The 11,240-nt window shown below is 63.8% G+C and carries 11 protein-coding genes; 7 read left to right on the top strand and 4 right to left on the bottom strand.

Translation table 11 applies throughout. The features are described 5' to 3' along the window. Nucleotides 1–732, top strand: a 732-nt coding sequence (locus JHD07_RS06450; protein WP_291620191.1) for a cytochrome ubiquinol oxidase subunit I, incomplete at its 5' end; no start/stop codon positions are given. Nucleotides 733–734: 2 nt separating this feature from the next. After that, nucleotides 735–1,721, top strand: coding sequence for a cytochrome d ubiquinol oxidase subunit II (cydB, locus tag JHD07_RS06445; protein ID WP_291620190.1), 987 nt, complete (start codon nucleotides 735–737; stop codon nucleotides 1,719–1,721). A gap of 259 nt (nucleotides 1,722–1,980) precedes the next feature. Here the strand turns inward: cydB and JHD07_RS06440 are convergent, their stop codons facing one another. Continuing rightward, complete coding sequence (locus JHD07_RS06440) at nucleotides 1,981–3,225, bottom strand: oxalate decarboxylase family bicupin (protein WP_291620189.1); 1,245 nt, start codon at nucleotides 3,223–3,225, stop codon at nucleotides 1,981–1,983. Between the two features lie 259 nt (nucleotides 3,226–3,484). Here JHD07_RS06440 and JHD07_RS06435 point away from each other — a divergent pair, with 259 nt between their 5' ends. Together JHD07_RS06435 and JHD07_RS06430 are read left to right on the top strand one after the other, a co-directional pair. Continuing rightward, nucleotides 3,485–5,776 (top strand): FdhF/YdeP family oxidoreductase, encoded by a 2,292-nt coding sequence (locus tag JHD07_RS06435; RefSeq protein ID WP_291620188.1) that lies wholly within the window; start codon nucleotides 3,485–3,487, stop codon nucleotides 5,774–5,776. A gap of 30 nt (nucleotides 5,777–5,806) precedes the next feature. Next, complete coding sequence (locus JHD07_RS06430) at nucleotides 5,807–6,628, top strand: universal stress protein (protein WP_291620187.1); 822 nt, start codon at nucleotides 5,807–5,809, stop codon at nucleotides 6,626–6,628. Nucleotides 6,629–6,707: 79 nt separating this feature from the next. Here the strand turns inward: JHD07_RS06430 and JHD07_RS06425 are convergent, their stop codons facing one another. After that, on the bottom strand, nucleotides 6,708–7,046 hold the full coding sequence (locus tag JHD07_RS06425) for a hypothetical protein (protein WP_291620185.1): 339 nt from the start codon (nucleotides 7,044–7,046) through the stop codon (nucleotides 6,708–6,710). 331 nt (nucleotides 7,047–7,377) lie between these two features. On the opposite strand from JHD07_RS06425, the gene JHD07_RS06420 reads away from it, so the two are divergent. Beyond that, nucleotides 7,378–7,596, top strand: a complete 219-nt coding sequence (locus JHD07_RS06420) for a hypothetical protein (protein WP_291620183.1) — start codon at nucleotides 7,378–7,380, stop codon at nucleotides 7,594–7,596. A gap of 66 nt (nucleotides 7,597–7,662) precedes the next feature. Here the strand turns inward: JHD07_RS06420 and JHD07_RS06415 are convergent, their stop codons facing one another. Beyond that, a complete protein-coding gene (locus JHD07_RS06415) occupies nucleotides 7,663–8,016 on the bottom strand; it encodes a hypothetical protein (RefSeq protein WP_291620181.1) in 354 nt (117 codons plus the stop codon). Between the two features lie 424 nt (nucleotides 8,017–8,440). Continuing rightward, nucleotides 8,441–8,719 carry a hypothetical protein gene (locus tag JHD07_RS06410; RefSeq protein WP_291620179.1) on the bottom strand — a complete coding sequence of 93 codons (279 nt, stop codon included), beginning with the start codon at nucleotides 8,717–8,719 and terminating at the stop codon, nucleotides 8,441–8,443. A gap of 187 nt (nucleotides 8,720–8,906) precedes the next feature. Here JHD07_RS06410 and JHD07_RS06405 point away from each other — a divergent pair, with 187 nt between their 5' ends. Beyond that, nucleotides 8,907–9,185, top strand: a complete 279-nt coding sequence (locus JHD07_RS06405; RefSeq protein ID WP_366863980.1) for a hypothetical protein — start codon at nucleotides 8,907–8,909, stop codon at nucleotides 9,183–9,185. A gap of 229 nt (nucleotides 9,186–9,414) precedes the next feature. Then, on the top strand, nucleotides 9,415–11,240 hold a 1,826-nt coding region (locus JHD07_RS06400; RefSeq protein ID WP_366863985.1), incomplete at its 3' end, for a heavy metal translocating P-type ATPase.

The raw sequence follows: 11,240 nt of genomic DNA, 5'->3' as shown, positions 1-11,240 counted from the left end.
GTGTTGCTTCCGGTGCAGCTCCTGTTCGGGCATCTGGTCGGCGACTACGTCCACCAGCATCAACCCGCGAAATTCGCCGCGATCGAGGCGCGTTGGCATGACGAGCAGCCTGCCAGCGAAGTCATCTTCGCGCTTCCCGACGAGGCGACACAGTCGAACCGCTACGAACTGAAGATCCCGGTTCTCGGCAGCATCATCGCCAGCATGAGCGCGACCTCGAAGGAAGTCGGGCTGACGTCCGTCCCGCCCGAAGATCGGCCGCCGGTGCTGATTCCCTTCCTGACATTCCGTCTCATGGTCGGCTGTGGCCTGATCATGCTCGGCTTGGCCTGGTTCGGCTCCTGGCTGGTCCATCGCAACCGCCTTGCGCAGGCGCGCTGGCTGCTCTGGGGTATCTTCCTCAGCTTTCCGCTGCCGTTCATCGCGACGCTGGCTGGTTGGTACACGGCCGAAATCGGGCGGCAGCCATGGGTGGTCTATGGTGTATTGCGTACCGCCAAAGCCATGACGCCTTTTCTGACGGCGCATGCGGCGGCGACCACGCTGATCCTGTTCGCCGCAGTCTACACCTTCATCTTCTCGTTCGGCATCTATTTCATCTATCGGCTGCTGCGAGCCGGGCCCGGCGGCCCGTTCGCCGCGTTGCCTGGAACCGCCGCGCCGAACCGGCCGATGGCGCTGGCCGATACCGAAGCGGTCTCCGATCGTCAATTCGCAAACGCAGGAGAATGATCATGATCATGTTCTGGGTCGCATTGCTGGCGATCAGCATCCTGATCTACCTTTTGCTCGACGGCTTCGACCTCGGCGTCGGGATACTGTCCTTGTTCCCCAATAGCGAGCCGCGGCGGCGGGCCATGTTGGGGGCGATCGCTCCGTTCTGGGACGGCAACGAGACCTGGCTGGTCGTGACCGGCGTGATCCTGTGGGGCGCGTTTCCGATCGTTTACGCCACGGTGCTCTCGGCCTTCTACATCCCCGTGATCTTCATGCTGCTTGGATTGATCCTGCGCGGCGTCGCCTTCGAGTTCCGCAGCAAGTCGAGGCGTTCACGCGGGATATGGACTGTCGCCTTCGGGGGCGGCTCGCTGGTTGCGAGCTTCATGCAGGGCGTGATGGTGGGGTCGCTTGTGCAGGGCTTGCCGATGGTCGACGGCGACTATGCCGGCGGCACGTTCGGTTGGTTCAGCCCGTTCTCCGTGTTGTGCGGTCTCGGTCTCTGTCTCGGCTATGCATTGCTGGGCGCTTGTTGGCTGGTGCGCAAGCGGGTTGGCGCGGTTCGGGACGTGGCGCGCCGGCAGATTCCGGTGCTCGCGGTCGGTGTACTGATGTTCCTCGTCGCCGTGTTCAGCTTTGCGCTGCTGGATCATCTGCCGATCCTGCATCGTTGGATCGATCGGCCGTATCTCTTTGTCTTCCCCGGGATAGGCGCCGCAGCGGCCTGCGTGCTGGCATCTAGCATCCTGCGGCACGACGACTACTGGCCGTTCCACATGGTCTCGCTGATTTTCGCCGCGGCATTCGGCACGCTCGCACTGTCGTTCTGGCCCTATATGGTGCCGTTCGCGATCACGATCGACCAGGCCGCCGCGCCGCATTCCAGCCTCGCCTTCATGTTTTGGGGCGAGGGACTGTTCGTGTTCCCGCTCTTGCTGCTGTACACCGCCACGGGCTTCCGCGTGTTCAAGGGCAAGTTCTACTCCGCATCGGAACATTACTGAGGCTGGCTTGGGGATCGAAGGGGCCGCTCCGTCGCGCGGACGCGTTGCCATCCTTAGCTGATGGGAAGATGGGATGCCTTCGAACTCTTGGAGCGTCGAGGCCAACATCCGTCATTTGATCGCCGGGCCAGCCGAAAAATGACGCGATGGCAGCGCCGGAAGACCGTCTTTCGTTTGCCGCAGCCGAAGACTTCCGAATGCGTGGCCGAACGCGAAAGGGGCGCCGTTGCCGGCGCCCCTTTGTCGAGAATTGTTCAGTTCAGGATTTGGGCATCACGCCTGGGCTATTGTTAGGCCAGCGGGCAATCACCGATTCATCCACGTTGAAGTGCTGCGCGACCAGGGCGGGCGGCGTGTGCGTCAGCCAGTTCGAGAGCGATACTTCCTCGTAGCGGGGGGCGCGGAACACCCCGACGAACTCCAGCTCGGTATCGCCGATGTTCTCGACATAATGTCCGAGGTTGCGCGGGACATAGCCGATGTCACCGGCGGCGAAGTTTGTCGTCAGCGCGTTGGGGCCCGTATTGAACACGGTCATGCGGGCCTTGCCCTTGATGTAGTACTGCCACTCGTCCGCGTTCGGATGCCAGTGCATCTCCCTGACGCCGCCGGGCGGCACGGTAACCAGCGCCGAGGCAACATTTGTGGCCACCTTGAAGTTGGTGCTGTCGGCGACCCGGATGGTGCCGCCCGCACTTACCTTGAGAGGGGCCGAAGCCGCCAGCGGATAGACGAACGGATAGGGCGGCGCCTCGGCGTTCCTGGCCACAGCTGCGCGATCCGAAGCGAGGTCGCCGGGCACCGCGCCCTGGAAGATCCAGAGATCCTGCAGCGGAATCTTGGCGAAGGTTTCGGCGGGCACGCCGAAGTTCTTGGCCAGCACTTCCGGCGGCGTATGGGCAAGCCAGTCCGTCACCAGCAGCGTGTTGAATTCGCTGGCGTGGCCGTCGTCGAAGCAGATCACGAATTCGCAGCCGTCCGGCCCCAATCCCTGCAGGGAATGCGGCGCGCCCGGTGGAAAATACCAGAGATCGCCGGCGTTGACGTCGGCGATATAGGGGCGTCCTTGCGTGTCGAGGACGGTAATACGGCACGTGCCATAGGTCATGATCGCCCACTCGGCCGCCTGATGCCAATGCAGCTCCCGGATGCCGCCAGCGGACAGGCGCATGTTGACGCCGGAAATCTCCTTGGAGATCGCGAAATCGGCGGCGGTGACCTGGCGAGCCCAGCCGCCGTTCTGGATGCGCCTCGACGCCGTGTTGAACGACGCCCAGTTCAACGGCAGACCGCCGACATCGGTTGGCGGCGGTGACTGCACGTCGGGAAACTGGTTGGCCAGCGCCGGGTTCTGTGGACCGGGATCGGTCAGGCTGCTCGGGGTCTTGGCGTTGATCGCGCCCTGCGCCGGTTGGTCCGGATTGCCGAAGGTGGCCGCGTGCGCGGAGCCGACCATGGCAGCGCCGGCCGCCGACATTGCGAGCATGTCGCGTCGTGAAAACATCTTGGTTGCTCCTGTAATGCTTCAAAACGAGCCGTGCTCGTTGCGACAGGGCTCGACGCAACGAAACTAGGCCGGCCGGGCCAGGCCAGCTTCCGCGAACGGCGCCGCTTTTGCCGGAATGCACTGCGGGCTTCGGTGGGCGACGCGGCAGCAGCAGGCACGACCTGTGCAATCGAGAAAGCCAAAGTTCGATTTGAAAAGACGCCGGAGGCGCGAGGCTCCTTAGTTACCGGAGTTCCTCCCACCGAAGAGATAGTCAATGTCCACGAAATCCGTTCGTCCCTACCGTCAGCCTGCCGGCGGATGGGGTGCGCTCAAGGCGCTGACCAAAGCCCTGCTGGTGCAGGACGTTCCCATAAAAGGCGCGGCGACACTGGCGCGGATGAACCAGCCGCAGGGGTTCGATTGTCCCGGCTGCGCCTGGCCGGACCCGAAGCACACCTCCTCCTTCGAGTTCTGCGAGAACGGGGGCAAGGCGATCGCATGGGAGGTGACCGCCAAAAGATGCACGCCGGAATTCTTTGCCGGGCACACCGTCGCCGAGCTGGAGAGCTGGAGCGACTATGAGCTGGAAATGACCGGTCGACTCACCCATCCGATGGCGTATGACGCAGCCTCCGACCGCTATCTGCCGGTGCCGTGGAACGAGGCCTTCGACATCATCGGCCGCCATCTCAAGGCGCTGCCGGACCCGAACATGGCGGATTTCTACACCTCCGGACGGACCTCGAACGAGGCGGCCTTCCTTTATCAGGTTTTTGTGCGGGAATACGGCACCAACAATTTCCCCGACTGCTCGAACATGTGCCACGAGGCGACCAGCGTCGGCCTGCCGCAATCGATCGGCGTCGGCAAGGGCACCGTGCTCCTGGAGGATTTCGACAAGGCCGATTGCATCTTTATCTTCGGGCAAAATCCCGGCACCAACAGCCCGCGCATGATGACGAGCTTGCGCAACGCTGCGCGCCGTGGCGCCTCCATCATCTCCTTCAATCCATTCCGCGAACGCGCGTTGGAGCGCTTCCAGAATCCGTCCAGTCCGATCGAGATGATGAGATTGGGATTCACGAACATCAGTTCAAAACTCTTTCAGGTGCGTGTCGGTGGCGACGTCGCCGCGATCAAGGGGATCATGAAGATCCTCGTCGAGACGGACGAGGCTGCGCGCGCTGCCGAGCAACCGGCCATCCTGGATTGGGATTTCATTCGCGGGCACACCGCCGGCGTCAACGCTTTGATTGACGATCTCAAGCGCACGCAATGGCCTGACATCGAGCGCCAGTCCGGCCTCACCCGTGAGGATCTCGAATATGCCGCCAAGGCCTACATGCAGGCGCAGCGCACCATCATCGTCTACGGCATGGGCGTCACCCAGCACGAGCGGGGCGCGCACAATGTGCAGCAGATGGCCAATCTGGCGCTGTTGCGCGGCAATGTCGGCCGCGAGGGCGCCGGCGTCTGTCCGGTTCGCGGCCATTCCAACGTGCAGGGTGATCGGACCGTTGGCATCACCGAGGTTCCGACGGCGGAATTCCTGGCCCGGCTCGAGCGCCGCTTCGGCTTCAAGCCGCCCGCGGCGCCCGGGCACAATGTCGTCACCGGCCTGGAAGCGATGATCCGAGGGGACGTGAAGGTCTTCTTCGCGATGGGGGGCAATTTCGCTGCCGCCATTCCCGACTGGCAGCTGACGCGCAAGGCGCTGCGAAATCTCGACCTCACCGTTCACGTCTCCACGAAATTCAACCGAAGTCATCTCGTCCACGGCAAGAACGCATTGATCCTGCCTTGCCTCGGTCGCACCGAGATCGATATCCAGGCCGGCGGTCCGCAGTCGATCACCGTGGAAGATTCGATGTCGATGGTGCACGCCTCCAGCGGCCGCAACAAACCGGCCTCCGAGCATTTGATGAGCGAGGTTGCGATTATCGCCGGCGTTGCCAAGGCCACGCTCGGTGACCGCACGGTCGTCGAATGGGACGCGTTTGTCGGGAACTACGACCTTATCCGCGACGCTATCGAGGCGGTGTTTCCGATCTTCCAGGGTTACAATGCACGCATTCGCGTTCCCGGCGGCTTCCATCTCACTTCGACTGCGCGGGAGCGCATATGGGCTACTCCGTCGGGTAAGGCCAATTTTCTTGTCTTCGAAGGGGTCGGCGAAGACCCCTCACAATGCGACGAAAACTCGCTCTGGCTCAGCACGATCCGCAGCCACGACCAGTACAACACCACCCTCTATTCGATGTCAGACCGCTACCGCGGCGTATTCGGTCAGCGCGATGTCGTGTTTCTCAACGAGTACGAGATGAAGAAGCGGGGTCTGGAGGATGGCGACCGCGTCGACCTGATCACGGAATCGATCGATGGTGTCGAGCGGGTCGTGCGCAATTTTCGTGTTGTCCGGTACGCGTTCCCGGCCGGCTGCTGCGCGGCCTACTACCCCGAGACCAATCCGCTGGTGCCGCTTTATGCCCGAGATCCCATGAGCTTTACGCCATCCTACAAGGGCGTTCCGGTCCGGGTCGTGCGCTCCGCTGCAAACGCGAGATAAGGGGTGCCGTTGGAGCAATGGAACAATGACATGTCTCTTGCCAGCGTCATGGTCTATGTCGATCCCGAGCAGCAGGACGAGGGGCAGATTGCTGTCGCCGAGACGGTCGCAAGTCGCTTTGAGGCCGCCTTGATGGGCGTCTCGGCGATCGCGATAGATCCTTCGTTCGTCGCCGAAGGCGTGATCATCGAGCAGACCACGGAGGAGGACCTCGAGCGCATCCGCGCAACGTTGTCGGACAAGGAGGCCTGGTTCAGGCGCGTCGTTCGCCTGCCGAGCGCAAAGGTGGAATGGCGCTGGACGATCGGCTTTCCGACCGCCTTCCTGGTCGAGCAGTCCAGGGCAGCCGACCTTGTCGTGGTGAAGCGCAGCAAGCCGAGGCCGAGTTACGCGCACCACCTCGATGCGGTGGAAGCGATGTTGCGGGTGGGGCGCCCGGTCCTGTCGGTGCCGGATGGCGTCACCCGATTGGCGGGCGACCGGATCGTGGTCGGCTGGAAGGACTCCCGCGAGGCGCGCCTGGCCGTTCGGGACGCGTTGCCGTTCCTGACCCGGGCTTCGCAGGTCACGATCGCCGAGATCTGCACGTCGAGCGAACAGGATGCGGCGCGAGACCGGGTGCGGGACGTGGCCCGATATCTTCAACGGCACGGGGTGAGCTGCCAGCACGAGGTGCGCGTGCATACGGCGGAGCCCGACGCAGGATATCTGGTTCGACTGGCCGCCGATATCGGCGCTGACCTCGTCGTCACCGGGGGCTATGGACACAGCCGGTTGGGAGAATGGGTGTTCGGCGGCATGACCCAGAGCCTTTTGCAGCACGCGCCGGTCTGTCTGCTGATGTCGCACTGACGCCGGCACGCTGAGCTCGATGCCGGATGAGCGCCACGACTTGCTTCGAAGATGTCCGGGTTCTGCCGCCCGGGACGATCTAAAGGCCGCGCGAGTTGATCCTCCTGCGCAGGCGGTGACACGTATCCTCCAGGAGGGTCTGGAGGTTCTCGATGTTCACCAATAGCTCCTCTGCGTGGCGCCGTTCCGGCGTTCCCGAGGCAAATCGGTCGCGCAGATTTGCCACGGTCTCCACACGCTTGCGTCCGGCTACGGCTCGAATCTCATAGAATTCGAGTTGCTCCAGGTCGTGTCCGAGCCCGTCCTCCTCGGAAATCAGCATCTTTGTGATCGCGCTTCGGCGGTCGGGCGTGAGGTCGGCGGTGTTCAACAGCGCGATGTAATGGTCGACATTCGCCCGAGCGATGTAGCGATCCATGGCGCACTCTCCGTAACATTCCCTCCCGCAGGGCAGTGGCGAAGATGGCCTGTCGTGCAGATAGAGGTTGTATGGTATTATAATAGTTGGAGGGTCAGGTCACCCAAAACTTGTACGATTCTGCCGAGCGACGTTCCCGGGTGCGGATCTATCGCGAGACACCGGCTTGATGCGGATCAAGCCCAGGAATTCGCCCGCCCGCTATCGTGCAACTTGCGTAACGCTGCCGGGTTACGACTCTCGAAGTCGCCGCCGAGGTGAATCCCCTCCCAGCGGCTCTTTTCCAGAATGTTTGATTTCACCGAGCCGCCCGAGGGGAGGAAACAAGCCGATGCCCACCTACTATTTCGATATCAGGGACGGGGTGCCCGTCCGGGACAAGTCGGGACTGGAACTCGTGAGCGATGGCGCCGCCATCGTACACAGCAAGAGCCTGGCTGGTCGGATGCGTGAAGAGAGGCCGAAAGGCCATCCCGCGCTCCAGATCGTCGTCATCGATGAGAGCGGCCGGGAAGTTCACCGCGAGCCGATCTACCCAAGTCCGGCCTGAAGCACGATGAGATGAACCGGCTGAGCCTGGTCTAGCGTAAGTGCACTCCCTCTCCCGCTTGCCGCATCATTTCTTCCGGCTGTTCGCCAATGGCGAGAAGATCTGGTTGGCAGGCGGTTGTCCTCCGGTCGGAACGGTGATGGCAATGAAGCCGCGTCCCATCGATGTGTGACAGGAATTGCAGCCGTCGGTCAGCACGCGCATGGACGCTGAAAACTTGCGATCGTCGCCCGCCGCGATAGCGTCGGCAACCGAGAGCAGCGGCTCCTTCATCGTGGTCACATTGCTGACGGGCACTGCCGGATAGAAGATGGCGGCTTCGGCCAGGCTGTTCGTCAGCTGCCGCAACTCGTACGCGGCCAAGTCCCAGTTCTTCGCCTTGCCCGCATACCAGAGCTTGAGATGCTCGATCTGCGCCATGCCCATGACCTCGACGAGGCGCGGCGCTTCCTGTTTTGCATTCGCGGAGGGTGGAAAGTCGGACTGGGCCATCGCGGATGTCACCGCAGCCGCCGACATCGCGAGAACCGCGCACCATTTTTTCAGCGTCATCCGAGCATTCCCCGTCAATTTCGACCTTTACTAGCAGGCTTGCTTTCCCTGCCTTTGCGGTGAATCAATTCAGCTTGCCAAGAAGCCTTCGGATGATCTTCTTCAGATTATCGGCGTGGTCTTCGACGACCTTTCGCCTCTCGGCGGATGGCGAGGGCCGGCTACGATCGTCTTTCTCCGCCGGCGGGATCTCCGTCCGGGATTTTCGGGGGATGAGGGATGTGATCGGCCGTGTCACTTTCACGCCAATTCCCGCTTCCGGATCGAGCTGCGCGCACCAAATTCGCGGCGGCTAGACGCGCGAGGCCGCCGGATCGCATTTGGGGCAGCGGCCGTCAGCGGCTGCTCCGAGCTGGCGGCCGAGCTCGTTCCTGAGAGCGTCCTTGTCCCACTCCGTGCCGTCGCTTCTGACGATGCGCTTCGCGCGTTCCAAGGCGTGGCTCTCGGCAGCGTCATCCCCGATGCGGACGATCACATCGTCGTGGAATGGACAAACACTCGTCGCGCGGGTCGTCTCCAATGCGTAGCGCACGACGGCAGTGAGATCGTCGGTGTGAATGTCGGCCAGCATGTCGGCTCTCCTGATCGGCGGATTCCAATGCCTGTCGGCAGCGGACCTTCGGACAGCGTTCCCGATGCCGACACGAGGCTATCGTCGGTGTCACAGATTTGTCTTGATCCAGCTCAAGGGAACCAGTTGCCACGCTACCGCGTGGACCCGTTCAGGACATGTGCCTAAGTATTGGCCCGCAATGTCAATGCCGGCGCGGCTGGCGCATATGTTCGGCATGGAGCGCAACATCCTATTCAAATGCCCGCGCACCGGCATGAACGTGCAGCACTGGCTCTCCGGCTCGCTGTCCGACGCCGCGGATACGCACGTCTCCGTGCGATGTCCCGCCTGCGCTTCGCTGCACTTCGTCAACGTCACGACCGGCAGGACGTTGAGTGAAGCGGCCGGTCGGCGTCCCCGGTACTCATCCGATGAAGCCTGCTCGCGCATGGCGCGGCACGCCCTCGCTTCCAGCGAAAGCTGAGAACGTGCGCCCCGCCGTATCGCTTGAACGGCTGCTGCCCTGGGCTCTGGTGGCGAGTGCAATCGCGGGATTGACCGCAGGTATTCTCGCGCGAACCGCGGGCCGGCCTGATCTTGCTGACCTCGCATGGGGGCTCGGCACGGTGCCGGTGATTGTAGGGTTGGCGGTTTCGATCGTCAGGGATCTCTTGAGCGGCCGGGTCGGCGTAGACGCGATCGCGCTACTGTCGATGAGTGCGGCCTTGGCGCTCGGGCAGCCGCTTGCCGGGGCCGTGGTCGCGCTGATGTATTCCGGCGGCAACGTGCTGGAGGAGATCGCGATCGCACGGGCAGAGCGTGACCTGCGCTCACTTGTCGATCGCGCACCGCGGCAGGCCCATCGGAAATCCAGCGGGCGCATCGAGGATGTCCCGATCGAGGACGTCGCGATCGGCGATGAGCTGCTGGTGCGGGGCGGCGAGATCGTGCCTGTCGACGGTGTTGTTGCCTCGCTCTCGGCCACGATCGACGAGTCCGCGGTCACGGGGGAGCCGATCCCGGTGGAGAAGCGGCGCGGAAACGCCGTTCTGTCCGGTTCCCTGAATGCGGGTGAGGCCTTCCAGTTGACCGTGACCGCGGCGGCCGGGGAGAGCACCTACGCCGGCATCGTCCGCATGGTGACGGCGGCGCAGACCGCGAAAGCCCCCTTTGTGCGGCTGGCGGACCGCTATGCGCTGATCTTCCTCCCGGTGACACTCGTCATTGCGTTCGTGGCCTGGTTCATCTCGGGCGACTTGACCCGCAGTCTTGCCGTGCTGGTGGCGGCCACGCCTTGCCCCTTGATCTTGGCCGCACCGGTCGCCTTCATTGCCGGGGTGGCGCAAGCGGCCCGCCGCGGCATCCTCGTCAAGGGCGGCGGAGCGCTGGAGGCGCTGGCCCGCGCCCACACCGTGCTGTTCGACAAGACCGGCACCCTGACCGTGGGTGGAGCGCGGTTGCTCTCCGTAGAGGTCGCGCCGGGGGAGGACCCGGACGAGGTCCTCATGCTCGGAGCCTCGCTCGAGCAGGCCTCGCATCACGTACTTGCGAAGGCCGTCGTCGCCGCGGCCGCCGATCGTGGCCTCGAACTAAAGCCGCCGGACCGTGTCAAGGAGGCCATGGGCTCCGGCCTGAATGGGGTGATCGACGGGCGCCGGGTGACGGTGGGCTCGCGAGAGATGCTTCCCTCGCGTGTCGCCCCGTCGCCATGGGAGCTGCGGGCGATCCGGCGTGCCTCATGGCGCTCGGCGCTGATCGTCTTTGTCGCGGTGGACGGCCGTCTGATCGGCGCGCTGCTGCTGGCGGACGAGCTGCGGGCTGATACGCCGCGCGCGATCCGGCTGCTGCGAGATGCCGGCATCGCACGAATGGTGATGGTCACGGGCGACCGCGCCGCGGCGGCGCAGGCCATTGGAGCAGCGCTGGATCTCGATGCCGTGCTGGCCGACCGGGTCCCTTCGGACAAGGTCGAAGCGGTGCGCAGCGAGCAGCGGTTGCATCCGACCATCATGGTCGGCGACGGCATCAACGATGCACCCGCGCTGGCGGTGGCCGACGTCGGGGTCGCGCTCGGTGCGCGCGGTGCAAGTGCCTCGTCTGAGGCGGCAGACGTGGTGATTCTGGCGGATCGGCTCGATCGGGTCGGCGAAGCCATCATGATTGCGCAGCGGGCGCGGCGCATTGCCCTGCAGAGCATATTTGTCGGCATGGGATTGTCGCTGGTCGCGATGATCGCTGCCGCCGCTGGTTGGCTCTCACCTGTGCCCGCCGCGATCGTGCAGGAAGTGATCGACGTCGCGGTCATCCTCAACGCATTGCGGGCGCTCGTTCCGTCACTCGTCAGCCGCGGCCCGCACATCACCGCGGAGCAGGGGCGGACATTGCATCACGATCACCAGGCTCTCTTCAAGGACCTCGACCGCTTGCGTCAGATCGTCGATGCGCTGGACGATGCGACGCCGGAATCCGCCGCGGCCTTGATCGGCGAAGCCCACCGTCTGGTTCAGAGCAGCGTCGTGGCTCACGAGCGCGACGACGA

The sequence above is a fragment of the Bradyrhizobium sp. genome, from assembly GCF_016462955.1.
Lineage (GTDB): Bacteria > Pseudomonadota > Alphaproteobacteria > Rhizobiales > Xanthobacteraceae > Bradyrhizobium.
This window is presented reverse-complemented; position numbering and strand designations above follow the sequence as displayed.

Coding starts and splice junctions, on each gene's coding strand:
- cydB (WP_291620190.1), top strand. CDS start 735: ATGATCATGTTCTGGGTCGCATTGCTGGCGATCAGCATCCTGATCTAC.
- JHD07_RS06440 (WP_291620189.1), bottom strand. CDS start 3,225: ATGTTTTCACGACGCGACATGCTCGCAATGTCGGCGGCCGGCGCTGCC.
- JHD07_RS06435 (WP_291620188.1), top strand. CDS start 3,485: ATGTCCACGAAATCCGTTCGTCCCTACCGTCAGCCTGCCGGCGGATGG.
- JHD07_RS06430 (WP_291620187.1), top strand. CDS start 5,807: ATGTCTCTTGCCAGCGTCATGGTCTATGTCGATCCCGAGCAGCAGGAC.
- JHD07_RS06425 (WP_291620185.1), bottom strand. CDS start 7,046: ATGGATCGCTACATCGCTCGGGCGAATGTCGACCATTACATCGCGCTG.
- JHD07_RS06420 (WP_291620183.1), top strand. CDS start 7,378: ATGCCCACCTACTATTTCGATATCAGGGACGGGGTGCCCGTCCGGGAC.
- JHD07_RS06415 (WP_291620181.1), bottom strand. CDS start 8,016: ATGGCGCAGATCGAGCATCTCAAGCTCTGGTATGCGGGCAAGGCGAAG.
- JHD07_RS06410 (WP_291620179.1), bottom strand. CDS start 8,719: ATGCTGGCCGACATTCACACCGACGATCTCACTGCCGTCGTGCGCTAC.
- JHD07_RS06405 (WP_366863980.1), top strand. CDS start 8,907: ATGCCGGCGCGGCTGGCGCATATGTTCGGCATGGAGCGCAACATCCTA.